Source organism: Streptomyces montanus, assembly GCF_005786655.1.
Classification (GTDB): domain Bacteria; phylum Actinomycetota; class Actinomycetes; order Streptomycetales; family Streptomycetaceae; genus Streptomyces; species Streptomyces sporangiiformans.
The window spans coordinates 45,289-70,357 of sequence record NZ_VBZC01000001.1 but is presented as its reverse complement, the minus strand read 5'-3'; the positions used below and the strand labels follow the sequence as shown (position 1 = coordinate 70,357).

Here is a 25,069-nt window from a genome sequence, read left to right as displayed (position 1 = left end):
TCAGAAACCACCGCCCTCCCGCAGCTCGATCTGCCCGACGAGCTCCGCCGCCAGTGCCTTGATGGTGTCCAAGCCCGCCCTGCCCCACCGCCGCGGTGTGACGTCTTCGACGCACACCGTGCCGAGGGCGATGCCCGTGCGGTCGATGAGCGGGGCGCCCAGATACGAGCGGATGCCCATCTCGTCGACGACCGCGTTCCCGGCGAACCGTGGATAGTCGCGTACGTCCTCCAGGACCAGCGCCTTGTGCCGGACCACGACATGGGGGCAGAAGCCGTGGTCGCGGGCCATATGGCGACCGAATCCCCGCACCGTGCCGTCCGCGACGACGACCGTGGTCGGCCGGTTGACCGGGCCGGCGCCGTCCGGGGTGTGCAGGCCCGCGAAGAACTGCCCGTTCTCGTCGATGAAGTTGACCATCGCGTACGGCGTCGCGGTGATCTCCGCGAGCCGGTCCGCGAACGCGTCGAAGGCGGGCTCCGGCCGCTCCCCCAGACCGAGCCGGCGCAGCCGCCGCGTTCTGGCGGGGGCTTCCTTGTCCTCGGGGGTGAGCAACAGCCGACCGGCCGGGCGCGGCGGGTCGTACGTCATGTGTGGGCTCCGTGGCTGGGCGCGTGCGAGGGCGCATGGGCGAGCAGATGACGGACCAGGGTCAGCAGGGTCTGCACTCCTGAGCTGGAGATCCGCGCGTCGCAGCACACGACGGGGATCTCCGGGTCGAGGTCGATGGCCGCCCGTACCTCCTCCGGGTCGTAGCGGTACCCGCCGTCGAACTCGTTGACGGCGACGATGAATCCCATGCCGCGCTGTTCGAAGAAGTCGACGGCGGCGAAGCACTCCTCCAGGCGGCGGGTGTCGGCGAGGATGATCGCGCCGAGCGCGCCTTCGGAGAGTTCGTCCCACATGAACCAGAAGCGCTCCTGTCCGGGGGTGCCGAACAGGTACAGCACGTGTCCGGGGTCGAGGGTGATGCGCCCGAAGTCCATCGCGACGGTCGTCTCGACCTTGTTCTCGATGCCGTCGAGGTTGTCGGTCGCGGCGCCGACGGTGGTGAGCAGCTCCTCCGTGCTCAGCGGCGCGATCTCGCTCACGGCGCCGACGAGGGTGGTCTTGCCTACCCCGAAACCTCCCGCCACGAGGATCTTGAGTGCGGTGGGGAAAGGGTCAGAGCTGTCGTCGTAGTCCATCGAGCACTGCCTCCAGAAGAGACCGGTCAGTGGGGTTGTGGTGGAAGGCCGGGGGCTTGGTGGACAGCGCCCCGCAGTCGACCAGGTCGGACAGCAGCACCTTGGTGACCGCCGCCGGAAGCTTCAGATGTGCGGCGACCTCGGCGACCGAGACGGGGTCCCGGCACAGGTCCAGTGCCTGGGTGTGCTCGGGGCCGAGATAGCCGGCAGAGGTGGCTCCGGTGGCCATCACCTGCGACAGGAGGTCGAACGCGGCGCTCGGCCTGGTCCGGCCGTTGCTGACCGTGTAGGGGCGCACCAGGCGTCCGGCCGCGTCGTCGAGCCAGGGCCCATCGTCGAGCCAGGGCCCGTCGCCGGGCGCGGACACGTTCAAGGCCTCATCGCCGAGGTTTCGGCGGCGGTCTCCCTGGGCGCGGTCATCAGGTACGGGCGGACGCTCTTGACCAGCATCGCCATCTCGTATCCGAGCACGGCCGCGTCGGCCTCGCGGCCGGCGAGGACGGCGAGGCAGGTACCGGAGCCGGCGGTGGACACGAACAGCAGGGTCGAGTCGAGTTCGACGACGACCTGACGTACGTCGCCGCCGTCCCCGAAGCGGACCCCGGCGCTGCGTCCCAGGGAGTAGAGCCCGGCGGCGAGGGCGGCCATGTGGTCGGCGCTGTCGGGGTCGAGGCCGTGCACCGACTTCACCAGTCCGTCGCAGGAGAGCAGCACCGCGCTTCTGGTGTGCGGTACGCGCTGTACCAGGCCGCTCATCAGCCAGTCGAGGTCGGAAACATGGGCGCTCGGCACATCGCTCGCCATGGGGGATCGACTCCTTGAATTACGTACGTCCGTGGGAGCGGAGGTGGGGGTGGGTGTGGGGGTGGGTGTGGAGATGGCGGTGACGTTGATCATCCGGCTGGTGGGCTCCCGTCGTGCCGGGCCGTGCGGTAGTGAGAGGGCGCGGGGGGTGTCTCTGTTTCGCCGATGGGCGTCGCGTCCCTGCGGGCGGCGTCCCTCTGCTGGGCCTCGGCGAGTCCGATGCCACGCTGGAACGCCGCCATCAGGTTGGGGTCGTGCCCGACGAGGAACTCGGACGCCGGGCGGGGTACGGGCCCCTCGCGCAGCTCGGGCACGATGTGTTCCTGGGCTCGCCGTTTGGGCAGTTGGGGCTTGCCGCTGGTGCCGCGCACCGCGCTGTTGCGCGGCGTCGGCGACGCCTTCATGTTCTCCGTCACGACCCACCGGTGCTCGGGGCGGATACCGGGCAGGGCCTCCGCCGGGTTGGGCCGCGCCTCTGCGCCGCGTACGGGCAGCGGCGCCGAACCACTGGCGCCCGACCTGCGGTCCGGCACATCGTCCCGCTGCTGCTGGCGCGGCACGGCGGGCCTCGTGCCATGGTGGGCGTTCGCCGTCGTCACCGGCCCAAGGGCCGAGGCGCCATGAGGAACGGGTGTGCCCTTCGCCGGAGGCGTGACGGCCGGAGCACCGTGGGCGGGAGTGCCCTGAGCCGGAGTGCCGCGAGCCGGAGTGGCCTGAGCCGGAGTGGCCTGAGCCGGAGTGGCCTGAGCGGGAATGCCCTGGGCCGAAGTGCCATACGCCGGAACGCCGTCGGCCGGGGTACCGGTCTCCGCCGCCCCCCACTGCTGCCGGGGCCCCGCGACTGACTGCCGCTGCTGGTCCTGCTCCTGCTCCCGCTCCGGCGCGGCGCCGAGGAGATCCTGCGGCACGACGAGCACGGCCTGGACGCCGCCGTAGATGTTGGACTGCAGCCGGACCACGATGCCGTGCCGACGGGCGAGCTGCGAGACCACGAACAGCCCGATGCGGCCGTCCTGCAACAGGCTCGCGACGTTCACCTGGTCCGGGTCGGCGAGCAGTGCGTTCATCTTGTCCTGCTCGTCCAGGGGCATGCCGAGCCCGCGGTCCTCGACCTCGACGGCGAGCCCCGAGGTGACGACATTGACCCGCAGCAGGACTTGGGTGTGCGGGGACGAGAACACCGTGGCGTTCTCGACGAGTTCGGCCAGCAGGTGGATCACGTCGGCGACGGCGTGGCCGCGTACGGTGCCGTCGACGGGCGGCACCAGCTTGACCCGCGAGTACTGCTCGACCTCGGCGGTGGCGGAGCGCAGCACCTCCGTCATGGAGACCGGGTTGCTCCACTGACGGCGCGAGGTCGCGCCGCCGAGCACGGCGAGGTTCTCGGCGTGGCGGCGGATGCGGGTGGCGAGGTGGTCGACGTGGAACAGGCCCTTGAGCAGGTCCGGGTCCTCGATCTCGTTCTCCAGCTCGTCCAGGATCGCGATCTCGCGTTGCACCAGGGACTGCAACCGCCGGGCCAGATTGACGAAGACCTCGACCTTCTGCTCGCTGCCCGCGTGACTGGACAGTCGGGAGGCCTGGACGACCGCGCCGACAGCGCCCTCGTGAGCCTGTGCGAGGTCCTCGGCGAGCAGATCGAACTCGTCGGCGTCCGGGCCGGGTTGGCTGGGCGGCCGGCGCGCGGGCGGAGCCTCGCCGCGCCGCAGTGCCTCGACGAGGGCCGGCAGGTCGGCCTGGCGACTGGCGCTGGCCCGGCGGAGTGCGTCGACTCGGTCGCGTACGGACCTGGCGGCGCGGTTGGCGGCCACGGCGGCGATCACGATGGCGGCGAGGGCCACCGCGACGGCTCCGCCGAGCACGACCCACAGGGTGAGGCCGGGCCTGGCCGCGGTGGAGCGGACGGTGAACAGCACGGCGGCGCTGGCACTGAGGGCCACCGCGATGGGGGGCAGGACCGCGAGCCGGAGCAGCTGGGGCCGTATGTGCGTCTCGGGCAGCGAGGGGGCGGCACGGGCGAGCGGTTTTCCGTGTCGCCCGCCCTCGCGGCGGTCTGCGCGTGCGGCCGGTGCGCGAAGGTGAGACATCGACGTCCTCGTACTGGTGTGTCGGGGCCGTGGTGGATCCCGCGGATCCGCGACGTGGGCATGCGCCATCGCGGTGCCGGTCGAGCACGCCGAAAATCCGGCTCTGCGTCGCCCGGCGGCCACTCACAGTAGTTGCCACCGCATCACATGCGGGAGGCAGTTGACAAAGTCCGACGGTCAACGTCCCGCTCTGGTATGAGCGTTCGTACGACAGGCCGATAACACTTCAGGCGCATGTCCCCGCAACGGGAAAGGTTTCGATCAGAGCTGGTCAGAAGCGGTCGTGGGCACAGGGCGAGGGCCGAGGGGCAGTTCGCCCCTCGGCCCTCGCCGACCGCCTGTTCCGGGTCCGTCATCAACCTGCCGGGACGGTTTCCGGCTCCACGATGCTCTCCGCCCCGCCCCTCGGACGGTCACCCGCCGTGTTGTCCGCAGTCGGCCATGGCTGCCGCTGAGGTTCGGCGGATCCAGCGGGACGGTGCGGAGACGGTGGCGGAAGCTCAGTGTCTAGGAACGGTCCTCCTTGAGGCCCAGTTCGGTGAACCGGTCACGGACCCAGGCGAGTTCGGCGGCGATTCCGCGGGCGAGATCGATGGGCTGCTCGGGGAGCACGGACCAGGTGTAGGTTTCGACCTCGATGTGGTCGCAGCCGGCCGAGAGCCGGTCGAGCAGTCCGGCGAGGACGCGGGCGAAATGGTCGGCAGTCGTACGCAGGGGTGGTTCGGCTGCGGCGTGCAGCGGGGCGTGGAAGTGGACGCGCCACGGACCGGTGTCGGCGGGCAGTCTTCCGTCCAGGGCATCCGGAAGATCGTCGACTCCGTGGACGACACCGGCCGTCGCTGTACGGGTCTGGTGCAGGAACCGGGGCTCGGCGAGCCGACGCAGGGCCGCGCGGGCGGCGGGGTCCGCGGGGTCGTGGACCTCGACGGCGCAGGATGCCTGGAGTTTGACCACGGGCAGCCCGGCGTCCTCGAGCTGCCGCAGGGCCGCGGCGGGGTGCTCGAACTGGACGGCGAGGTGGCAGGCGTCCAAGCAGACGCCGAGCCGGTCGGGGTCGAGGCCGCCCAGCTCCCGCACCGCCTGACTGGTGGTTTCGACGACGCAGCCCGGTTCCGGCTCGAAGCCCACCCGGACGCGTCGGCCGGTCCACGCCTCCAGCCCGCCGAGTCCCACGGTCAGCCGCTCCAGCGCGCGGCGGGCGGTCTCGGCACGCTCACCGGGCCAGGGCCGACGCCAGGCCAACGGCAGCGTGGAGACACTGCCACGCTCGGCGTCGTCGGGGAGGAGGGCGGCGAGCACGCGGGCACAGTCGAGGGTGTACCGCAGGCGGGCCTCGTCCGCCCAGTCGGGGACGCACACGTCCTTCTTGACGACCTCGCGGTGGAACCCGGCGTACGGGAAGGCGTTGAGGGTGACGGTCTCCAGGCCGCGGGCCCGCAGTTCGGCCTTGAGGCGCCTCAACGAACCCGCGTCGGCGACGAGTTCGGTGACGACGCCCCGGGCCAGCCACAGTCCGATGCCGAGCCTGTCGACCCCGAGCCGCTCCCGCACGGGTTCGGCGTAGCGGGCGAGTTGGCCGATGACACCGTCCAGGTCCTCCGCCTGGTGGATGTTGCTGCAGTAGCCGAGGTGGACGGTGGAGCTGTCGGGATGCATGAAGCGCATGGGCCGCTCACGCTCCCCCGCGCCGTATGGAGTTGCCCTGGAGCATCGCGTCAGCGGTCTTCCGGGTCTTGAGCGGGCCCGAACTCCCCCAGTTGGCCACCGAGTTGACGAGGAGGCAGACGTCTGTCGGAGGTCCGGGGGCCAGCGCTCCCGCGATCACGTCACCGGGGACACTCAGCGCGGCCGGTGCCCGAACGAGGAGCGCAAGGTCGGCGAGGTGCACGGCAGACCGGGATCCGAAGCGGAGAGCCGCTGTCCGATCTTTCATGACCGCACCTTACTCACGGTGCTTGAACTTTCAGCCAGCTACTGTCAGGTAGGACGAGTGACAAAGACGACAGTGATTTCCACTTTCTGGCAACAGTCAACCAGGAGTAGACATAGGAATTTGAGCAGGGATTTCACACAGCGGCCTGTAACTCCCGTACGCCTGCTCACGATTGCTGCCGCAGTCGCTGTCAGCCCGCCGGAACAGCCTCGGGCTCTCCGGTGCCCTCCACCGTGTCCCCGACCGAAGTCCTGATCGTCGCCTTCACCTCGTCCGCCGGCCACCCGCCCTTGGGCGTGAGAGCCACACCGCGCCACCAGGGCTCGGACGGAACCGTCTCGGCGGTCGGCTCGAAGGGCTCACCGGGGCGCGGCAGCGCGATCCGGGCGCCGGCCCCGCGGGCGGCGGTGATGGTCCCCTCGCCAGGCTCGGACCAGGGGTGCGCCGCGAGATTGAAGGTCGCCCAGTGGATCGGCAGCATCACGCCGCTGGGCCGCCCGCCCTGGAGGTCCAGGTGGGCGCGCATGCCCTCGTCGGGCGTCATGTGGATGTCCGGCCAGTATTCGCTGTACGCGCCGATCTGGATCATCGTGGCGTCGAAGGGGCCGTGCTCTGCGCCGATGTCGCGGAAACCGGGGAAGTAGCCCGTGTCACCGCTGTGGTAGATCCGGTGTTCGTCGCCCGCCACGGCCCAGGAGGCCCACAGCGTGTGCTGGGTGTTGCGCAGACCGCGGCCGCAGAAGTGGCGCGCGGGCGTGGCGGTCAGGGAGAGTCCGCCGACCTTCGTCGACTCGTTCCAGTCCAGCTCGCGCAGCCGGTCCGCCGAGACGCCCCAGTGCTCCAGGTGGGCGCCGACACCGAGCGGCACCGCGAACACCGTGTCCGTGCCGGCCAGGGCCTTGATCGTGGGCAGGTCCAGGTGGTCGTAGTGATCGTGCGAGATGACGACAACGTCGACCGGGCCGAGTGCGGCCAGCGGGAGGGGCACCGGGTGCAGCCGCTTGGGCCCGGCGAAGCTGAACGGGGAGCACCGCTCGCCCCAGACGGGATCGAAGAGCACACGGTGACCGTCGATCTCCGCGAGCACACTGGAGTGTCCCATCCAGGTCAGACGCACCCCATGGGCCGGGGGCTTGGCGAGGTCGGCCAGCGTCGTGGCGTGTACCGGCACCATGCCGGACGGGGCTCGCCGGGCGCGCTCCTCCTTGCGGAAGAAGACCTTCGCGAAGTCGAGCATCGAACCGGAGGACGGGGTCGGGGGGGCCTCGGGATTCCGGAAGACTCCGTCCGCGAAGTTCGGCGATCTGCGAATGCGCTCCATGCGTTCACCGGCTGGATCCGCGCCGAAGGCGGCGGGCTGCAGCGCGCGGAGCCCGGAGCTCAGGGCACGGAAACCGGTCACGGTACCTCCAGGTGGAGTCGTCTGGCTTTCCATTATGGGCTCCGCCACTGACAGCGCCGGGTCGGGCGCATGACAGCGCGATGCACAACAGACCTTACTGAATATTCGTTCAGCAGCGTTGACAGTTTCACGAACCGCTTCCCACACTGACTCACTGTTCAGTAATCGCCTGATCAGTCAGTCGCGTCAGCCTTCCCGAGGAGACCTCATGACGGCCCCCATGACGGCCCCCGACAGCAGCCCCCTGATGACGCTGACCTGGACCGACCATGTCACCGGCCGCCAGGGGCACCTCGTGGTCGACCGGCTGGTCCGCGGTGTCTCCAGCGGCGGGCTGCGGATGCGGGACGGCTGCACGCTGGACGAAGTCGCGGGGCTCGCCCGAGGCATGACCATGAAGGAGGCTCTGCACTACAACCCCGAGGGCCGCTACGTTCCGCTGGGCGGCGCCAAGGGCGGCATCGACTGCGATCCCCGGGCCCCAGAGGCGTACGACCTCCTGGTGCGTTACCTGCGCGCCATGCGCCCGTACATCGAAACCCTCTGGACCACCGGCGAAGACCTCGGCCTCACCCAGGACGTCGTCGACCGGGCCGCCGCCGAGGCGGGACTCGCCTCCTCCGTGCAGGCCGTGTACCCGCTGCTCGACGACGAGGCGACGGCGCGGCGGCGACTGGCGGACGCGTTCGCGGTCGAGGTGGACGGCATCGGTCTCGATGAACTGGTCGGCGGCTGCGGCGTCGCCGAATCCGTCCTCGCCTCCCTGGACCGGGCCGGACAGCCGTACGCGGAGACAAGGGCGGCCATCCAGGGACTGGGCACCATGGGAGGGGCCACCGCACGGTTTCTCGCGCGCGCGGGGCTCTCGATCGTGGCCGTCGCCGACGTGAAGGGCACGATCGCCAACCCCGAGGGACTCGACGTCGAGGCGCTGCTCGCCGCCCGTGACTCCTACGGAACCGTCGACCGCACGGCGTTGCGTCCGGCCGACCGCGAACTGCCCGGTGACGCCTGGCTGTCCGCCGATGCCGAGGTGCTGGTGCCGGCGGCCGTCTCGTACGCCATCGACACCGCCAACCAGGCGCGGGTCACGGCCCGGTGGATCGTCGAAGCCGCGAACATGCCCGTACTGCCGGAGGCGGAGGAACTGCTCGCCGCGCGCGGTGTCACCGTCCTGCCGGACGTCGTCGTCAACTCCGGGACCAACGCCTGGTGGTGGTGGACGCTGTTCGGGGACATCGGGGCCGACGCGGACGAAGCGTTCACGTATACGCGCCGCTCGATGCGGGCCCTGATCGACCGGATGCTGGCCCGCGCGGAGGCCGACGGGACGACGCCGCGGGCTGCCGCGCACGCGATCGTCGCGGACCGGCTGCCCGTGATCTCCGAGCGGTTCGGCTGGTATCGGTGACACCTGCCGACCGGCCGGCGCGGGCTGTCCCCTGCACTGCCCTCGGCAAGGGCTTAGGGTTGCCGCGTGGCGAGGAGGGTGCGGTTGAGCGTGGCGGAGCGGCGTGAGGAATTGCTGCGGTCCGCCATCGAGCAGATCGAGGCACGGGGCGTGACATCCGTGCGGATCGCCGATGTGGCGACCGCGCTAGGGGTGAGCAACGCACTGGTGCTGTACCACTTCTCGACGAAGGAGAAGCTGGTCGCCGCCGCGTTCGGATACGCGGCCGAGGGAGACCTCGCCCATCTGCGCAAGCTGCTCGGCCGCCGCACGACGGCGCTGCGCCGGCTGCGGGCGGCCGTCCGCTGGTACGCGCCGACGGGCCAGGCCAAGGGCTGGCGCCTGTGGATCGAGGGCTGGGCCGCGGCACTGCGCGAGCCGGCGCTGCGGGATGTCACGCGGGGCCTCGACAGCCAGTGGAAGGCCGCGATCGCCGAGGTCATCGCGGAGGGCGTGGCCGCGGGCGAGTTCCGCTGCCCGGACCCCATGGGCACGGCGCTGCGGCTCACCGCGCTCCTCGACGGTCTCGCGGTCCAGATGACGGCGTACGAGGGCACGGTGTCCCGGGCCCGTACACAGGAGTGGGTGGACGAGGCACTCGCCCGCGAACTGGGCGTGGAGCGGGAGGCGTTGACGGCCCCGGGCCGCCGATGAGCCTCACCGGCAGGCACCACCGCCGCCGGATCCCACCCCTCAGCTGCCCCGAGGCCGGGCCCAACCGCCCCTGCCCCCTGCCCCTCACACCACCGACTCGATCCGCATCTTGATGTCGTACGGCGACAGGTTGCCCTTCGCCACCACACGGTCCCCGGAGGACTCCCCCCGAAGCCGTCGCCCGATCCACGGCACCAGGTACTCGCGCGCCCAGTGGATGTCGTCGCGCCGCACCTCGAGGGTGCCGCGCGGCGGCAGGGGCGGCCACGGCTGGTCGGGGTCGGCGGGCACTTCCAGGCCGAGGACCTGTCCGGCGCGGAGCGCGACACGCGTGTGGCCCTCGGGCGACAGGTGCAACCGGTCGTTGTCCCAGGCCCGCCGGTCCTGGATGGTCTTGAGCGACCACAGGTCGAGCACGGGACAGCCGTACCGGTCGGCGATCGCCCGCACATGCAGGTTGTACGTGGCGATCTTGCCGCGCAGATGCTTGAGCACCGGTACGCCACGGGTGTCGAAGCCGGTGGTCACGAGCACCGTGCCGACGGCCGACGTGAGTTCCGCGACGGCCCGTTCGAAGCGCTCGGCGACCTCGTCGGGGTCGCTGCCCGGCCGGATGATGTCGTTGCCGCCCCCGCAGAGGGAGACGAGGTCCGGGGCGAGTTCCTTGGCCTGGGGCAACTGGTCCTCGACGATCTGGTCGAGCAGTTTCCCCCGCACGGCCAGGTTGGTGTACCCGAAGCCGCCCTCGGGCCGCCGGTCGGCGAGGAGCACCGCGAACCGGTCGGCCCATCCCACGAACGCCCCATCGGGGCCCGGATCGCCCACGCCTTCGGTGAAGCTGTCCCCCACCGCCACGTACGACCCGATCACTGATCTGCTGTCATTCTTCGAATCGTCTGCCACATCGGGCCATGATTCACCTTTCGGTGTGACCTACGCGACCGTAATAAGGGCTTGACGGGCGGTGAGATAAGCCACGCGTCAAGTGTTGGTCAACTCGGAATACACAGCTCCCACACCCGGAAGTCCGTGATCCGGAAATGACTCCACACGGTCCGGAACGCGAAGTGCCCGCTCGTGTACGGCTCCGGGTCGAGGTAGTCGAAGACGAGCCGCCCGTTGTTCCACCACTGGACCGTCGAGCCGTTCGACACGATCCGGACGTGGTGGGGCTCGTTCGCCACCAGCAACGGCTCCGTGTAGTCGCGGATCAGCGGACGGACGCCCGCCTCGCCCACATAACGGCGCAGCCGCGTGGTCGTGTTGTAGTTCGCTCCATAGCCGGCGTAGTACGTCTTGAGGTAGTCGTACTCGTCGAGCGCGCCGCCGCGCTCGGTGGCGAAGAGGTCGTCCGGGGAGCGGACGTCGACGGCGTTCCAGAAGTTGTTGAGATCCGACACCCGGTCATTGACGCCGCCGGCGGAGACCGGCGTGGCGGTGTACTCGAGGACGTACGGCCGCCCCTCTAGCGCCCGCCTGAACCAGACGGTCGCGCCGCTGGGTACGTCGATCTCCAGGACCCCACGGGACGCCGTGACGTTGCCGCCGTCCTGCAGCTCGGTGACCCACTGGCCGAGGCCGTGCCGGAAGTCGTCGCGGGCGATGAGCCGTCCTCGGCGGTGGCGGACCGTCGCGTTCGCGCTCTGCGCGGGGACGAGGGCGGCCGCGAGGGCGGTACCGGCGACCAGGGTCCCGAAGGCTCTGCGGGTCGTCATCGGACTCCTTCTGTACGACGGGTCATGGCGATCACGGGTACGGGCAGTCGCCGGTCCTCGCCGCCGAGGCGATAGAAAGCGCTTGCCGACCATGACCACTGTGACGCCGGACCGCCACCGTTGTCGATCCCCTCAGCACGCGGAACGGGGACCACTCGGCTGCCCGAGTGGTCCCCGTCGCTGTGCGGGAGGTGTCAGACGGTGACGCCGTGCGCGCGCAGGAACGCCACCGGGTCCACGTCCGAGCCGTAGTCCGGAGTGGTGCGGATCTCGAAGTGCAGGTGCGGACCGGTGACATTGCCGGTCGCGCCGGAGAGGCCGATCTGCTGCCCCTCGGTCACGGACTGCCCGGCCGAGACGGAGAGGGAGGACAGGTGGGCGTACTGCGCGTAGTGGCCCTCGTTGAGCTTGATGACGACCTGGTTGCCGTACGCGCCGCCCCAGCCGGCGGAGACGACGGTGCCCGCGCCCACGGCCTTGAGCGAGGTACCGGTGGGGACCACGAAGTCGACACCGGTGTGGTAGCCGCTGGACCACATGGAGCCCGCCAGGTGGTACGGGGTGCCGACGGTCGCGCCCGCGACGGGCAGGGTGAAGCCGCTCGAAGTGCTCGGCGCGTCCGCCGGCTTGGCAGCCGTGGTCGTCGTCGCGGACGACGGGGCTGCGGCCTTGCTCTTGACGGGACCGGAAGCGGAGGCGGCCTTCTTGCCGATCGCCAGCTTCAGGCCCGGGTGAATGAGCGCCGGATCGTCGCCGATGGCCCGGCGGTTGTCCGCGTAGAGCTTCTTCCAGCCACCACTGACGTGCTGCGCCTTGGCGATCTTGAAGAGGGAGTCACCCTTCTTCACCGTGTACGTGCGGTTCGCGGCCTTCTTCTGGGCCGCCACCGGAGCGGATTTGGCGGCCTTCTCCGAAACGGATTCGGCCTTCTTGGAAACAGACACAGGGGCGGTCTGAGGAGTAGTGGCGTGCGCGCCGGTCGCCCCCAGAAGCGGCAGCACGAGCGCGGCGCCACCCGTTCCGGCGACGGCGATCGAGCGAGTGAGACGCTGGGACTTCGGACGGCGGTGCTTACCCTTCGCGGGCATGACGAATTCCTCTCCGGCGCCTACGAGGTGAGCTGTCGGGTGCGAGCTGGAGATGCCCGGCCACGCTTTTTCGCGCGGCTTTACCCCTAGCCGTTCCGGAGACCGGAACAGGCGTTGTACCTGTGGGTCCCCCGCTCCTGCCGTACACGGGTCAGTGTGTGCGGATTCCGGGCGGCGGCAGGATTGGGCGTCCGTCCGGATTGGTGGCGAACGTAAGCGAACAAGACGCACAGGGACAAGCTTTGGGTTGCCTATGTGTCCCATTCTCTTGATCCTTGACCGATATCTCGGTCACGGTGCGTCTTTGCCGATCTCTGTGAATTCCTGAAATCCCCGAGAACACAGTTGAATTACGTGAACATGGCGACAGCGGACCGTCACGAATATGACGCTGCTCACGGGCCACCGACCCAGCGGCCTCCATTCCAGGGCGAGTTTGAATGAAGGCCACTAATCCGGACATAGCACTCACATGCGACGCAGCCGGAAAACTGCCGCATCGAGGTCGCCACGCAACCCCGTCCGCAACCCCTGATGCAACAGCACGGCACCTCGGTGCACTTCGCCCGTTTCGAGGCATTCGTACACTGCTGTCGGGTCGAGACCGCGCAGTCTCACCGACCCGACGGGCTCGCCATGGTGCTGGGCCTGGAGCCAGGCAAGGACGACGGCCTGGTCTCCGTGGACGTACTGCACCGCGCTCAGCCCGCCCTCCGGCGCCCGCAGCCGGTAGAGGTCGCCGCGCTGCACGACGGGCCGGATTTCCTTGTAGAGCTCCACCCACTCCCGCGCCTCGGCGAGCTCCTCGTCACTCCACTCGGTCAGGTCTCCCCCGACGCCGAGCACCCCTGCCATGGCGCTCACGAATCGGAAGCGCAACGAGCTGACGCGCCCGTTGAGCTGCGTGTTCGGGCTGTCGGTGACCCAGGCGGCCATGACCCGCGCCGGGTGCAGCTGACTGAAGCCGTGCTGGATCGCGAGCCGGTCGAGCGGATCGGTATTGTCCGAGGTCCACACCTGGTCCGTACGGGCCATGATCCCGAGGTCGATCCGGCCGCCTCCGCCCGAGCAGGACTCGAAGGCGACACCCGGGTGCGCGGCCCGCAGACGGTCCAACAGGCCGTACAGCGCATGCACATGATCGACCCACAGCCTTTGCGGATACGGCTCGTCCGGCCATCCGGCGTCCGTGAAGCAGCGGTTGAAGTCCCACTTCACATAGTCGATGGGGGCGCTGGACAGCAGTTCGTCGAGCCGCTCCCACAGGTACTCCCGAACGTCCTCCCGCGCGAGGTTCAGGACCAGCTGATTGCGCAACTCGGTGCGCCTGCGCCCCGGCTGGAACTGCACCCAGTCGGGATGCGCGCGGTACAGCTCGCTGTCCGGGTTGACCATCTCCGGCTCGACCCAGATGCCGAACTGCATGCCGAGCGCATGCACATCGTCGGCGAGGGGCTTGAGCCCCGCCGGGAAGCGGTCCGCGTTGGGCGTCCAGTCCCCGAGCCCGGCCCGGTCGCTGGTCCGCGCCCCGAACCAGCCGTCGTCGACCACGAACAGCTCCACGCCCATCGCCGCGGCCCGGCGCGCCAGTGCTCGCTGCTGCTCCTCGGAGATGTCGAACTCCGTGGCCTCCCACGAGTTGTAGAGCACGGGCCGGTCCTGCCCGGCGTCCGGGATCACATACGCCCGCTGGTAGGCGTGCCAGGCACGGCTCGCACCGCCGAAGCCGCCGTCGCTCCACAGCCCCGCGAAGACGGGCGTGACAAAGCTCTCCCCCGACGCCAGCCGCACCAGGCCCGAGTCGTCGTACCCGGCCCCGCCGGTGATCTGCACGCGCGCGTCCGGGAGTTGGGCCACGGCGATCCGCCACGAACCGGACCATGCGAGCGCGCATCCGAACACCTCGCCGCGTTCCTCGGTCGCCTCCTCGTCGAGCGCGACCCAGGGCAGATGCTGATGCCCGGTGTGGCCGCGCCGGCTGCCGATGACCTTCTCACCGTAGGTGAGGTCCGTTCGTACGAGCCGGGACTCGGCCGCCCAACGCCCGTGCAGCTGTGACAGCCGCCAGCCGTCGCGCTCGGGCAGTGTCCAGGTGGCGGAATCGGCGCGCAGGACCTCGACGGTGGGCCCTTCGTTGACGAGGGTCACCCAACGCTCCACCACGTCATGGCGCATCCGGTAGTGCAGCGTGATACCGAGCCCCGCGTCGGAGAAGCGAAGGCGCAGTTCGTCACCGTCCGCCTCGTACGTCTCGAAGCGCCACTCCGTGCCGCGCCGCTCGACCGTGCGCACGGACAGCGCGGGCCGCGCGAAACGGGGGCCGCCCTCGACCGGGTACTCCTCGTATCCGTCGAGCGGGGACTCGAAGGGCCAGTACTGCGGACCGGGGCGGGCGGCGAGCGCCTCGGCATCCGCGAGCACGATGCGCGGCCCCCAGTGCAGATGCGTCAACTCGTCCTCGTCAGTGACCCGGAGGGCATAGCTGCTCGTGGGCCCCGACAGAAGCCACGTGCGACCGGTCTCGCTGATCTCAATCATCAAACCCTCACAGATCCGAACAAGCGCGCTCAAGCCTGAACATCATCCAATCGCATGTGCCTCGGACGCAAACGCCTGTGGACAAGTCATTGCCCCAGGAATCCATGTCGTATGGTCGAGAACGCGCCCCGCCGACAACAGCGTCGGCCGCCGAATGGGAGGAGCCCCCGTGACGCAGCAGGTCCCGTCGACCGAGCCCGAGCTGACCGGAGTGCGCAACTTCCGCGATGTGGGCGGCCTGCCGACGGTGGACGGCCGACGAGTGGCGTACGGGCGGCTGTTCCGCAGCGGCCATCTCGCGCACGCGACGGATGAAGACGCCGCGTTCCTCGCCTCACTGGGCCTGCACACGATCTTCGACTTCCGCAATGCCGCGGACAAGAAGCTGGAGGGCCCGGACGTCGACCTGCCGGGCGTGCGCAATGTGAACCTGCCGCTGACCGACCCGGCGCACGGCGCCGAGTTCTGGAAGATGGTCCGCGACGGCGACCTGGACCAGCTGCGCTCGATCCTCTCCGACGGCAGGGCCGCGAACCGGATGATCAGGTCCTACCGCGAGATCATCAAGGAGCGCACGGCCGAGCACAGCCAGGTGCTGCACGCCCTCGCCGAGGACAGCGTGCCCGCGCTCATGCACTGCGCGGCGGGCAAGGACCGCGCGGGCATCTCCATCGCGGTGACGCTCCTCGCCGTCGGTGTCGAGCGCGAGGCCGTCACGACGGACTATCTGAAGTCGAACGCCACGCACCGGCGCTACAAGGTGCGCCGCAGCAGCACCGCGGCCGACGGCTACTCACCGGAGGTCATGGAGCTGCTCAACCCCCTCTTCGACGCCCGCGCCGAGTATCTCGCGGCGGCGTTCGAGACGATCGAGGGGACCTGGGGCGGATTCGACGCCTATCTGGAGCAGGCTCTCGGCGTGACCCCCAAGACGCGGGAGCGGCTGCGCCAGCGTTTTCTCGACTGACGCACCGGCGCCAGTCTCTGCCGGCACCACATCGCTGCCGGCACCACATCGCTCCCGGCCCCGCGTCGATGCCGGCCCCGCCGCTACCGGTTCTGCGCGCCGAGCGTGAACAGCAGGTAGATGAAGGCCGCGAAGAGGTGCCCGACGGCCACGTAGATGATGAGCCGCACCCACAGACCACGCGGCAGCTTCTCTTCCATGTTGCTCATACGTTGTCTCCCGTGGATGTCGGGCCCAGGCACAGCGTGGCCGTGGGGCTCTGCAGCAGGGTGTGCACGAAGAGCAGGTCGGCGCCCTCCCGGTCCGCGGCGGCGATCCGGTGCGGGGTCAGCGAGTCGAAGTGCGCGCTGTCGCCGGGCGCGAGCAGATGCGCGGTGTCGGCGAGACGCAGCCGCAGCCGCCCCTTGAGGACGTACAGCCATTCCTCGCCCGGGTGGACACGCACGATGTCGCCCTGCGCCCCGTACGGGACGTGCACGCGCAGGGACTGCATGCCGCGCCCCGCCGCACCGGCCTGCCAGTACGTCCAGCCGCCGGCCCGCGTGGGTTCCATGTCGGCGGCGCGCACGACGGCATCCCGGTCGGCGACCGTCTCGCCGAGCAGCTCCGAGACGGTCGTACCGTAGGTGCGGGCGAGCGCGAGCAGCATCGGCAGCGAGGGCTGGCGTTGCCCGGTCTCCAGACGGGAGAGGTGGGCGGGCGACAGCCCGGCGGTACGGGCCGCGGCCTCCAGGGTGAGTGAAGCGCGGCGCCGCAGCTCACGCAGCTGCGGCGCGACGGCGGGCAGCACGTCGGCCGCCTCCGGCTCGGCAGGGTTCGTACCCTCGGCAGGGGTCATGCCTCCGATTCAGTCAGAGGCTTGCCTCACCGGCAAATTTCTTGCCTTTCAGACAAAAGCGCGGCTTCGGCCACCGCCTCTCAGCGGTTCGCCACCGCCTGCTTCACCAGCGTCTTCCCGAAGTCCCACATCAGCCCACCACCGTGGTGTGCGTCGTCCATCACCTCGGTGAAGGCGTCCACGAACCGGTCCACGTCCCGCTCGTCGATGACCAGCGGCGGGATCAGCTTGATCACCTCCAGGTGGTCGCCCGAGACCTGCGTGAGGATCCGATGCCGCTGGAGCAGCGGCACGACCACCATCTGCGCGAACAGGCCCTTGCGCGCGGCCTGCAGCATCGTCCAGCGGCTACGCAGTTTCAGCGACCTGGGCCTGCCGAACTCGATGCCGATCATCAGGCCCCGGCCGCGTACCTCACTGAGCAGCTCGTACTTGTCCACGAGCGCGGCGAGCCGGGACCGCAATCGCTCTCCCATGGCACGGGCGTTCGCGACGATCTCCTCGTTCTCCATCACGGAGAGCACGGCGAGGCCGGCCGCCATGGCCTGTGCGTTGGATCCGAAGCTCGCGGAGTGCACGAGGACGCGGTCCATCGACGAGTAGACCTTCTTGAAGATCCAGTCCTTGCCGAGGGTCGCGCCCACGGGCACATAGCCGCCGGACAGTGCCTTCGCCACGCACACCAGGTCCGGCTCGACACCGTCCTCGTGCTGGTAGGCGTAGAAGTCACCGGTGCGCCCGAGGCCCGTCTGCACCTCGTCCGCGATGAGCAGCGCCTTGTGCCGGTGCAGCAGTTCCTGGGCGGCGAGCAGATATCCGGGCGGCGCCTCGTGCACGCCCTTGCCCTGGATCGGCTCGACGATCAGCCCGGCGACGTCGCCCTTCTTCAACTCCTTGGCCAGGGTGTCCAGATCGCCGAGCGGAACCGCGGTGTCGGGGAGCAGCGGCGCGAAGCCGTCGCGGAACCCGGACTCGCCGTTCACGGACAGCGAGCCGGTGGTCAGGCCGTGGAACGCGTGCGCGCAGTACAGAACGCGCGGCTTCCCGGTCGCGTACCGGGCGAACTTCAGCGCCGTCTCGACGGCCTCCGTACCGCTGTTGCCGAAGAACACCCGGTCCAGATGCGGGCTGTGGGTGAGGAGTTGCTCGGCGAGCAGGCCCGGCAGGGGCTGGCAGTCGAAGCGGGTGAGGTCGGCGAGCGAGGCGTCGAGGACATCGTGCAGCGCCTTGCGGACGACGGGGTGATGACGGCCCAGGCCCATCACCCCGAATCCGGCGAGCATGTCCAGGTAGTCGTTGCCGTCCGCGTCCCAGAAGTGCGCCCCCTCGGCCCTCTCGTAGATCTTGTCGAAGCCGATGGTGTGCAGCATGCGCGGGAGCTGGTGGTTGAGGTGCCGTGCGTGGAGTTCGTAGCGCTCGGCTCCCCGCGCGGCGAGGAGTCTCGCGAGATCGAACCCCTCGGACTGCGCAGAGGGTTCCGCGGTCGTCATTCCTGTTTCTCCTTGGACATGTGCTCCTGGGTGGCCAGACCCGCGCTGATCCGTCCCGCGATCTCGACGGGCGTGAGCCCGATGTCGGCCAGCACCTCCCCGCGCTTGGCGTGCGCGAGGAACTGCTCCGGAATGCCGAAGCGCCGTACGGGCACGTCGACTTCGGCATCGCCGAGCGCGAGGGCGACCGCCGCGCCCACGCCGGAGGCCCGGCTGTTGTCCTCGACGACGGCGACCATGCGGTGCTCGGCGGCGAGCCCGGGCAGCGCGGGGTCGACGGGCTTGACCCAACGGGGGTCCACGACCGTGCAGTTGACGCCACGCGCCGCCAGCAGCTCGGCTGCCTGGAGGCACACCGGCGCCATCACACCGACGGCGACCAGGAGCACCTCGGGCCGCTCGGCCCGGTGCAGGACGTCCACACCGCCCACGCGGTCGACCGCCGGGACCGCCGGTCCGACGGACTCCTTGGGGAAGCGCAGCAGCGTCGGGGCGTCGTCCACGGCCACCGCCTCGCGCAGCTGGGCCCGCAGCTGGTCGGCATCACGCGGCGCGGCGATCCTCAGCCCCGGCACGACCTGCAGGATGGACATGTCCCACATGCCGTTGTGCGACGGACCGTCCACTCCCGTGACGCCGGCCCGGTCGAGCACGAAGGTCACGCCGCAGCGATGCAGCGCGACGTCCATCAGCAGCTGGTCGAAGGCACGGTTGAGGAAGGTCGCGTACACCGCGACGACCGGATGCAGACCACCCGTCGCCAGCCCGGCGGCGGACACCGTGGCGTGCTGCTCGGCGATGCCGACGTCCCACACCCGGTCGGGAAACCGCTCCGCGAACTTCGCCAGGCCCACCGGATGCAGCATGGCCGCCGTGATCGCCACGACGTCCTCGCGCTCCTCACCGATCCGCACGATCTCGTCGCCGAACACGGAGGTCCAGGCGGGGCCACCCGAGGGCGCGAGGGGCTCGCAGGTGAGCGGGTCCATCACGCCGACCGTGTGGAAGTGGTCCTCCTCGTGCGCGAGCGCGGGCTCGCAACCGCGCCCCTTCTCGGTGAGGCAGTGGACGATGACCGGCCCGTGGAACCGTTTCGCGCGCCGCAGCGCCGACTCCACGGCCGCGACGTCGTGCCCGTCTATGGGACCCACGTACTTCAGGCCCAGGTCCTCGAACATGCCCTGCGGCGCGAACGCGTCCTTGAACCCCTTCTTCGCACCGTGCAGCGACTCGAAGAGCGTGTTCCCGATGACCGGCGTACGGAGCAGTACGTCCTTGCCCCAGGCCAGTACCTTCTCGTAGCTGTCGGTGGTCCGCAGCGTCGCCAGATGGTTGGCCAGTCCGCCGATCGTCGGCGAGTACGAGCGTTCGTTGTCGTTGACGACGATGATCAGCGGCCGGTTCTTGGCGGCCGCGATGTTGTTCAGCGCCTCCCACGCCATGCCACCGGTGAGCGCGCCGTCCCCGATGACCGCGACGACATGCCCCTTCTCGCCCTGTACCTCGCGGGCCTTGGCGAGCCCGTCGGCCCAGCCGAGCGCGGTGGAGGCGTGGCTGTTCTCGATGATGTCGTGCTCGGACTCCTCGCGCGACGGGTAACCGGACAGGCCGCCCTTGCCGCGCAGCTTGGAGAAGTCCTGTCGTCCCGTCAGCAGCTTGTGTACGTAGCTCTGGTGGCCGGTGTCCCACAGAATGCGGTCGACGGGCGACTCGAAGACCCGGTGGAGCGCGATGGAGAGTTCCACCACTCCCAGATTGGGCCCCAGATGACCGCCGGTCCTGGCGACCGCATGCACCAGGAACTCCCGGATCTCGTCGGACAGTTGGTTGATCTCCGCCTCGGACAGCGCCTTCAGGTCACGTGGTCCCCGGATACTCTCCAGAATCGTCACGCTCGGGCCCCCTCTCGGTCCGTGCCGTTCCACTCGGACTTGCGTCGTCTGCCTCCACGCCGGGCAGGCACCTCTCATGTGCTGCGTTTCCGGCGGGGGTCCGGGGGCTCGGGCGGTGCCGGCCGCCGATGTCACGGCCCCCGGGAAGACGCAGTCAGCTCACAGTGACGGAGGGCTTCCCCGACGCTGTGCTCCCCGGCTCGCCTGACGCGACGCCGTTCGCCTCCATCTGCTCGGCGATCTTCATCGCCTCCTCGATCAGGGTCTCCACGATCTTCGACTCGGGCACGGTCTTGATGACCTCGCCCTTGACGAAGATCTGCCCCTTGCCGTTGCCGGAGGCGACGCCGAGGTCGGCCTCACGCGCCTCGCCCGGGCCGTTGACGACGCAGCCCATGACCGCGACGCGCAGTGGCACCTCCATACCCTCCAGACCGGCCGTGACCTCGTCGGCCAGCTTGTAGACGTCCACCTGGGCGCGGCCGCAGGACGGGCACGACACGATCTCCAGCCGGCGCTGCCGCAGCCCCAGCGATTCCAGGATCTGGATGCCGACCTTGACCTCCTCGGCGGGCGGCGCGCTCAGGGACACCCGGATGGTGTCCCCGATGCCCTCGCTCAACAGCGCCCCGAAGGCGACCGCCGACTTGATGGTCCCCTGGAAGGCGGGGCCGGCTTCGGTCACCCCCAGGTGCAGCGGGTAGTCGCAGGCGGCGGCCAGCTGGCGGTAGGCATTGACCATCACCACCGGATCGTTGTGCTTCACCGAGATCTTGATGTCCCGGAAGTCGTGCTCCTCGAAGAGCGATGCCTCCCACAGGGCCGACTCGACCAGCGCCTCGGGTGTGGCCCTGCCGTACTTCTTCAGCAGCCGCTTGTCGAGCGACCCGGCGTTGACTCCGATCCGGATCGGAGTGCCGTGGTCCCTGGCCGCCCGCGCGATCTCCTTCACCTTGTCGTCGAACTGCTTGATGTTGCCGGGGTTCACCCGCACCGCCGCACAGCCCGCCTCGATCGCGGCGAACACGTACTTCGGCTGGAAATGGATGTCCGCGATCACGGGGATCTGCGACTTGCGGGCGATGGTGGCCAGCGCGTCCGCGTCGTCCTGCGTGGGGCAGGCGACCCGGACGATCTGGCAGCCGGACGCCGTGAGCTCCGCGATCTGCTGCAGGGTGGCGCCGATGTCCGACGTACGGGTCGTCGTCATCGACTGCACGGACACCGGCGTGCCTCCCCCTACCGCCACCGGGCCGACCTGGATACGCCGCGAGAGACGGCGCTCCGCGATCGGCCGGACCGGCACCTCGGGGACACCCAAGGAAATGGCGGTCACGACGTCACCCGCGGTTTCCGGAGACGGTCTCACGGGCGGCGCGCAGGGACTCCTTCAGCGAGCCCATCGTGGCCATGACCGCGGTCGGCTCGTAGCCGCAGTGCGCCATGCAGTTGGCACAGCGCGGGTCCTTTCCGCGACCGTAGGCGTCCCAGTCGGTCTCCTCGATGAGTTCCTTGTACGTCGTGACGTACCCGTCGCTCATCAGATAGCAGGGCTTCTGCCAGCCGAAGAGCGAGTAGTTGGGGATCGCCCACGCGGTGCACGGGAAGTCCACCTTGCCCTCGAGGAAGTCGAGGAACAGCGGCGAGTGATTGAGCCGCCAGCGCCGCCGGTTGCCGCCCGAGAAGGCCTTCTTGAACAGCTCGCGGGTCTGCTCCACACCGAGGAAGTGCTCCTGGTCGGGTGCCTTCTCGTAGGCGTATGCGGGCGAGATCATCATCTCGTCGACCTTCAGGTCGTCATTGAGGAAGTTGAGGACCTCGATGATCGTCTGCGGGGTGTCGGTGTTGAAGAACGTCGAATTGGTGGTCACCCGGAAGCCACGCCGCTTGGCCTCCTTGATGGCCTCCACCGCCTCGTCGAACACACCCTCCTTGGCGACGGACTCGTCGTGCCGTTCGCGCAGACCGTCGATGTGCACAGCGAACGCGAAATAGGGCGAAGGCTTGAACTTGTCCATCTTCTTGCGCAGCAGCATGGCATTGGTGCACAGAAAGACGTACTTCTTCCGCCCCACCAGCTGGCGCACGATCTCATCGATGTGAGGATGCATCAGAGGCTCGCCGCCCGCGATGGACACCATCGGGGCACCGGACTCCAGCACCGCCCCGACGGCCTGGGCCACCGGCATGCGCTGCTTGAGCACTCCGGCCGGGTGCTGGATCTTGCCGCAGCCCTCGCACTTCAGGTTGCACGCGTAAAGCGGTTCGAGCTCGACGATCAGCGGAAACTTGTCCCGCTTCCGGAGTTTCTGTTCAGCGAGATACGTCGCCACCTTGATGGTCTGGCGAAGCGGCATGGCCATCTGGCTCACCTCCTGGGGAGCAGCAAATCACGGTGCCATTCGAAGAAAGCGGGAAGAACGGCACGAAGAACACGGAAAGCTGATATTCCACCGCGTACCGTGCCGATCCGGACGAGTTCATGTTCTGGAGCGTCCACCACCACTCGTACGGCCGCAACCGGGCGTACACCCGCGCGGACGGCGCTGTGGAGCGTGGCCGCCGACTCCATGTCGACCGCGATGGCACCGGTCGCGAGCAGATCCGACCGTTCGTGTCCGCGAACGACATGGTCGGAACCGGTGAGCGGTCCGGTGTGGACCGTGCGCCGGGGCACGGCACGCACCAGCTCCTTCACGAGCAGGTCGGTTCCCACGCAAGGGGTGCGTCCGCGCGCGTCGCGGGTCTCCTCGGCGACGACCAGATCGCCGGGGTGCATCCCGGGCGCCAGTCCGGCGCAGAAGCCCGTGGCCAGGACGGCCGCCTCGGCCAGCGCCGGATCGGCGAGCGCCCGGGTGACCGCGCGCTCGGCGGCCATGGGGCCCATGCCGGTACACAGCACGGTGACCGGGCCGTCCGCACCGCCGCCGCGGTCGCCGCTGCGCAGGGCCAGACGCTCGATGCCGAGCGCGCAGGCGATCAGCAGCGGGGCGGCGGCGGGTGTCGTACTCATGGACTTCCCGTCGCCTGCCGGTCGGCGAACGGTTCGCCATGGACGTACCGGCCGAGCGCGGTGAGTGGGAAGACCTGCCGGTAGAGGTGGTAGTTGATCGAGAAGTCCCACGGGAAGCCGGTGCCGGTGAAGTACGGCTCGTCCCAGGAGCCGTCCGCCCGCTGGGTTTCCGCGAGCCAGGTGATCCCGCGCTCCACGGCCTTGGACTCCCGCTCCCCCGCCGCGAGCAGCGCGAGCAGCGCCCAGGCCGTCTGTGAGGCGGTCGACGCGCCACGGCCGCTCCACTGGGCGACGTCGCGGTAGGAGCGCAGGTCCTCGCCCCAGCCGCCGTCGTCGTTCTGCACCGTCTCCAGCCAGGCCACCGCCCGCCGGATCGCCGGATGCGAGCCGGGCAGCCCGGCGGCGGTGAGCGCGGGCACCACCGACCCGGTGCCGTAGACGTAGTTGACGCCCCAGCGGCCGAACCAGGACCCGTCCCCCTCCTGTTCCGCGAGCAGCCATTCGATGCCCCGGCGGGTGCGGGGATCGTGGGAGAGCCCCTCGACGGCGAGCATCTCCACGACGTGCGCGGTGACGTCGGCGGACGGCGGGTCGATGACCTCGCCGAAGTCGCAGAACGGCAGCCGGTTGGGGAAGGCGCTGGTGTTGTCGACGTCGAAGGCGCCCCACGCGCCGTTCTTCGACTGCATGCCCAGGTTCCAGCGCACTCCACGCCCGATGGCCTTTTCCACGCGCTCCGGATCGTGGTGCTTGACGCGGCGCAGCGCCAGGACGACCTCGGCGGTGTCGTCGATGTCGGGGTAGTTGTCGTTGTGGAACTCGAACGCCCAGCCGCCGGGCGGAAGCTGGGGTCTGCGTACGGCCCAGTCGCCGGGCCGGCGGATCTCCTCGCCGAGCATCCAGTCCGCCGCCTTGACGAGCTGCGGATGGTCGGCGGGCAGGCCGGCGTCGGCGAGCGCGATGGTCGCCAGGCAGGTGTCCCACACCGGCGACTGACAGGCCTCGATCATCCGGGCACCGTCCTCGCGCCACACCGCGAACCGGTCGAGGGACTCCAACCCGGCGCGCATCACCGGGTGTTCGAGGTCGTAGCCGAGCAGATGGAGCGCGATGACCGAGTAGACGGCGGGCGGCTGGATGCCTCCCCAGCAGCCGTCGTTCTCCTGCCGCTCGATGATCCAGCGGGCGGCGGTGTTCATCGCGGCCTTGCGCAGCCGGCGCGGCGCGACCTTGCGGTACGCGTGCAGTGCCTTGTCGAGCCGCTGGAAGACTCCGTCCCAACTCGCCACCGGGGCAGGCGGCTTGGCGGGGTTCGGGTCACGGGCGTCGGTGTGCAGCTCGTCGAGCGGGAAGGGCGCGGGACGTACCGGCCGCTTCGCCGAGACGACGGTGAGCGGCACGATGGTCTGCCTCGCCCAGCACCCGAAGTCGTAGATGTTGAGCGGGGCCCACTTCGGGAAGTAGATGAGCTCCGGGGGGAGTTCGGGCAGGTCTTCCCACTTCCACCAGCCGAACAGGGCCAGCCAGATCCGGGTGAAGACCCGGGCCGCGGCGATGCCGCCCTGGTCACGGATCCACGAGGCCGCCTTCTCCATGTGCGGCTCGTCGGGAGCGTCCCCGGCCAGCCGCAGGGCGACGTATGCCTCGATGGTCGTGGAGAGTTCGCCGGGGCCGCCGTAGAACGTGGCCCAGGTGCCGTCCTCGCGCTGCTCGCCGCGGATGAAGAGGCCGGCGGCGTGCGTGGTCTTCTCGTCGCGGATGCCCAGGAACTGGCGGAGCAGCAGGTCTTCGGCGTCCATCGTGACGTTCGTCTCGAGGTCGCCCTTCCACCAGCCCTGGGGGTCCTGAATGGACAGCAGGAAATCGGTGGCGCGCTGTATCGCGCGCGCGGCGGCGTCTCGGGTATCGGCTGTCCCGGTCGCCGCGGGAGTCGTGGTGTGGATTTCGCTGGCCGAGGCAGCGCGGGGCGGGAGGGCCCCGGTGCTTCCGTCGGTCGTCGCTGTCATGGCTT

The 25,069-nt window shown here is 69.8% G+C and carries 23 protein-coding genes and 1 riboswitch; of the genes, 3 read left to right on the top strand and 20 right to left on the bottom strand.

Annotated elements, in window-relative coordinates; translation table 11 throughout:
* The 8 genes from FE633_RS00325 to FE633_RS00290 form a co-directional block, all read right to left on the bottom strand.
* Entirely contained in the window at positions 1–591 is a 591-nt protein-coding gene (locus FE633_RS00325) for a GAF domain-containing protein (RefSeq protein WP_138042949.1), read from the bottom strand.
* A complete protein-coding gene (locus tag FE633_RS00320; RefSeq protein ID WP_138042948.1) occupies positions 588–1,187 on the bottom strand; it encodes a GTP-binding protein in 600 nt (199 codons plus the stop codon). Before FE633_RS00320 ends, FE633_RS00325 begins: the two co-directional genes overlap by 4 nt.
* Positions 1,165–1,554, bottom strand: coding sequence for a DUF742 domain-containing protein (locus FE633_RS00315; RefSeq protein WP_138042947.1), 390 nt, complete (start codon positions 1,552–1,554; stop codon positions 1,165–1,167). Before FE633_RS00315 ends, FE633_RS00320 begins: the two co-directional genes overlap by 23 nt.
* A 2-nt stretch (positions 1,555–1,556) precedes the next feature.
* Positions 1,557–1,991, bottom strand: coding sequence for a roadblock/LC7 domain-containing protein (locus FE633_RS00310; protein ID WP_138042946.1), 435 nt, complete (start codon positions 1,989–1,991; stop codon positions 1,557–1,559).
* 89 nt (positions 1,992–2,080) lie between these two features.
* Complete coding sequence (locus FE633_RS00305; protein ID WP_138042945.1) at positions 2,081–4,078, bottom strand: ATP-binding protein; 1,998 nt, start codon at positions 4,076–4,078, stop codon at positions 2,081–2,083.
* Between the two features lie 507 nt (positions 4,079–4,585).
* On the bottom strand, positions 4,586–5,743 hold the full coding sequence (gene eboE / locus FE633_RS00300) for a metabolite traffic protein EboE (protein WP_138042944.1): 1,158 nt from the start codon (positions 5,741–5,743) through the stop codon (positions 4,586–4,588).
* Positions 5,744–5,750: 7 nt separating this feature from the next.
* A complete protein-coding gene (locus FE633_RS48000) occupies positions 5,751–6,011 on the bottom strand; it encodes a hypothetical protein (protein WP_246113336.1) in 261 nt (86 codons plus the stop codon).
* Positions 6,012–6,201: 190 nt separating this feature from the next.
* Complete coding sequence (locus FE633_RS00290; protein WP_138042943.1) at positions 6,202–7,413, bottom strand: MBL fold metallo-hydrolase; 1,212 nt, start codon at positions 7,411–7,413, stop codon at positions 6,202–6,204.
* A 220-nt stretch (positions 7,414–7,633) separates the two neighbouring features.
* Here FE633_RS00290 and FE633_RS00285 point away from each other — a divergent pair, with 220 nt between their 5' ends.
* Together FE633_RS00285 and FE633_RS00280 are read left to right on the top strand one after the other, a co-directional pair.
* Positions 7,634–8,824 carry a glutamate dehydrogenase gene (locus FE633_RS00285; RefSeq protein WP_138043135.1) on the top strand — a complete coding sequence of 397 codons (1,191 nt, stop codon included), beginning with the start codon at positions 7,634–7,636 and terminating at the stop codon, positions 8,822–8,824.
* A 90-nt stretch (positions 8,825–8,914) separates the two neighbouring features.
* Positions 8,915–9,517, top strand: coding sequence for a TetR/AcrR family transcriptional regulator (locus tag FE633_RS00280; protein WP_246113335.1), 603 nt, complete (start codon positions 8,915–8,917; stop codon positions 9,515–9,517).
* A gap of 84 nt (positions 9,518–9,601) precedes the next feature.
* On the opposite strand, the gene FE633_RS00275 is transcribed toward FE633_RS00280, so the two are convergent.
* The 4 genes from FE633_RS00275 to FE633_RS00260 all read right to left on the bottom strand — a co-directional run bounded on the left by FE633_RS00275 (position 9,602) and on the right by FE633_RS00260 (position 14,858).
* Positions 9,602–10,387: an SGNH/GDSL hydrolase family protein gene (locus tag FE633_RS00275; protein ID WP_138042942.1), complete on the bottom strand. Its 786-nt coding sequence runs from the start codon at positions 10,385–10,387 to the stop codon at positions 9,602–9,604.
* A 122-nt stretch (positions 10,388–10,509) separates the two neighbouring features.
* Positions 10,510–11,232: a DUF6250 domain-containing protein gene (locus FE633_RS00270; protein WP_138042941.1), complete on the bottom strand. Its 723-nt coding sequence runs from the start codon at positions 11,230–11,232 to the stop codon at positions 10,510–10,512.
* A gap of 194 nt (positions 11,233–11,426) precedes the next feature.
* A complete protein-coding gene (locus FE633_RS00265; RefSeq protein ID WP_138042940.1) occupies positions 11,427–12,320 on the bottom strand; it encodes a M23 family metallopeptidase in 894 nt (297 codons plus the stop codon).
* 2 nt (positions 12,321–12,322) lie between these two features.
* Positions 12,323–12,487, bottom strand: a riboswitch (cyclic di-AMP (ydaO/yuaA leader).
* A 301-nt stretch (positions 12,488–12,788) separates the two neighbouring features.
* The gene (locus tag FE633_RS00260; RefSeq protein WP_138042939.1) at positions 12,789–14,858 is read right to left on the bottom strand and encodes an alpha-galactosidase; all 2,070 of its coding nucleotides are present in this window, start codon (positions 14,856–14,858) and stop codon (positions 12,789–12,791) included.
* Between the two features lie 169 nt (positions 14,859–15,027).
* Here FE633_RS00260 and FE633_RS00255 point away from each other — a divergent pair, with 169 nt between their 5' ends.
* Complete coding sequence (locus tag FE633_RS00255) at positions 15,028–15,825, top strand: tyrosine-protein phosphatase (RefSeq protein ID WP_138042938.1); 798 nt, start codon at positions 15,028–15,030, stop codon at positions 15,823–15,825.
* An 83-nt stretch (positions 15,826–15,908) separates the two neighbouring features.
* Here the strand turns inward: FE633_RS00255 and FE633_RS00250 are convergent, their stop codons facing one another.
* From FE633_RS00250 to shc, 8 genes are all read right to left on the bottom strand, one after another.
* Positions 15,909–16,034, bottom strand: coding sequence for a DUF6126 family protein (locus FE633_RS00250; RefSeq protein WP_119103528.1), 126 nt, complete (start codon positions 16,032–16,034; stop codon positions 15,909–15,911).
* On the bottom strand, positions 16,031–16,663 hold the full coding sequence (locus FE633_RS00245; RefSeq protein WP_138042937.1) for a helix-turn-helix domain-containing protein: 633 nt from the start codon (positions 16,661–16,663) through the stop codon (positions 16,031–16,033). The genes FE633_RS00250 and FE633_RS00245 overlap by 4 nt, the downstream gene beginning before the upstream one ends.
* Positions 16,664–16,743: 80 nt before the next feature.
* On the bottom strand, positions 16,744–18,153 hold the full coding sequence (locus FE633_RS00240) for an aspartate aminotransferase family protein (RefSeq protein WP_138042936.1): 1,410 nt from the start codon (positions 18,151–18,153) through the stop codon (positions 16,744–16,746).
* Complete coding sequence (gene dxs, locus FE633_RS00235; RefSeq protein WP_138042935.1) at positions 18,150–20,045, bottom strand: 1-deoxy-D-xylulose-5-phosphate synthase; 1,896 nt, start codon at positions 20,043–20,045, stop codon at positions 18,150–18,152. Before dxs ends, FE633_RS00240 begins: the two co-directional genes overlap by 4 nt.
* A 154-nt stretch (positions 20,046–20,199) precedes the next feature.
* The gene (ispG, locus tag FE633_RS00230; RefSeq protein WP_138042934.1) at positions 20,200–21,381 is read right to left on the bottom strand and encodes a flavodoxin-dependent (E)-4-hydroxy-3-methylbut-2-enyl-diphosphate synthase; all 1,182 of its coding nucleotides are present in this window, start codon (positions 21,379–21,381) and stop codon (positions 20,200–20,202) included.
* A 4-nt stretch (positions 21,382–21,385) separates the two neighbouring features.
* Entirely contained in the window at positions 21,386–22,408 is a 1,023-nt protein-coding gene (gene hpnH, locus FE633_RS00225; protein ID WP_138042933.1) for an adenosyl-hopene transferase HpnH, read from the bottom strand.
* A 5-nt stretch (positions 22,409–22,413) separates the two neighbouring features.
* Entirely contained in the window at positions 22,414–23,058 is a 645-nt protein-coding gene (locus tag FE633_RS00220; RefSeq protein ID WP_138042932.1) for a phosphorylase family protein, read from the bottom strand.
* Positions 23,055–25,064: a squalene--hopene cyclase gene (shc, locus tag FE633_RS00215; RefSeq protein ID WP_138042931.1), complete on the bottom strand. Its 2,010-nt coding sequence runs from the start codon at positions 25,062–25,064 to the stop codon at positions 23,055–23,057. Before shc ends, FE633_RS00220 begins: the two co-directional genes overlap by 4 nt.
* Positions 25,065–25,069 lie beyond the last annotated feature (5 nt).

Coding starts and splice junctions, on each gene's coding strand:
- FE633_RS00325 (WP_138042949.1), bottom strand. CDS start 591: ATGACGTACGACCCGCCGCGCCCGGCCGGTCGGCTGTTGCTCACCCCC.
- FE633_RS00320 (WP_138042948.1), bottom strand. CDS start 1,187: ATGGACTACGACGACAGCTCTGACCCTTTCCCCACCGCACTCAAGATC.
- FE633_RS00310 (WP_138042946.1), bottom strand. CDS start 1,991: ATGGCGAGCGATGTGCCGAGCGCCCATGTTTCCGACCTCGACTGGCTG.
- FE633_RS00305 (WP_138042945.1), bottom strand. CDS start 4,078: ATGTCTCACCTTCGCGCACCGGCCGCACGCGCAGACCGCCGCGAGGGC.
- eboE (WP_138042944.1), bottom strand. CDS start 5,743: ATGCGCTTCATGCATCCCGACAGCTCCACCGTCCACCTCGGCTACTGC.
- FE633_RS48000 (WP_246113336.1), bottom strand. CDS start 6,011: ATGAAAGATCGGACAGCGGCTCTCCGCTTCGGATCCCGGTCTGCCGTG.
- FE633_RS00285 (WP_138043135.1), top strand. CDS start 7,634: ATGACGGCCCCCGACAGCAGCCCCCTGATGACGCTGACCTGGACCGAC.
- FE633_RS00270 (WP_138042941.1), bottom strand. CDS start 11,232: ATGACGACCCGCAGAGCCTTCGGGACCCTGGTCGCCGGTACCGCCCTC.
- FE633_RS00265 (WP_138042940.1), bottom strand. CDS start 12,320: ATGCCCGCGAAGGGTAAGCACCGCCGTCCGAAGTCCCAGCGTCTCACT.
- FE633_RS00260 (WP_138042939.1), bottom strand. CDS start 14,858: ATGATTGAGATCAGCGAGACCGGTCGCACGTGGCTTCTGTCGGGGCCC.
- FE633_RS00250 (WP_119103528.1), bottom strand. CDS start 16,034: ATGAGCAACATGGAAGAGAAGCTGCCGCGTGGTCTGTGGGTGCGGCTC.
- FE633_RS00245 (WP_138042937.1), bottom strand. CDS start 16,663: ATGACCCCTGCCGAGGGTACGAACCCTGCCGAGCCGGAGGCGGCCGAC.
- FE633_RS00240 (WP_138042936.1), bottom strand. CDS start 18,153: ATGACGACCGCGGAACCCTCTGCGCAGTCCGAGGGGTTCGATCTCGCG.
- hpnH (WP_138042933.1), bottom strand. CDS start 22,408: ATGGCCATGCCGCTTCGCCAGACCATCAAGGTGGCGACGTATCTCGCT.
- FE633_RS00220 (WP_138042932.1), bottom strand. CDS start 23,058: ATGAGTACGACACCCGCCGCCGCCCCGCTGCTGATCGCCTGCGCGCTC.
- shc (WP_138042931.1), bottom strand. CDS start 25,064: ATGACAGCGACGACCGACGGAAGCACCGGGGCCCTCCCGCCCCGCGCT.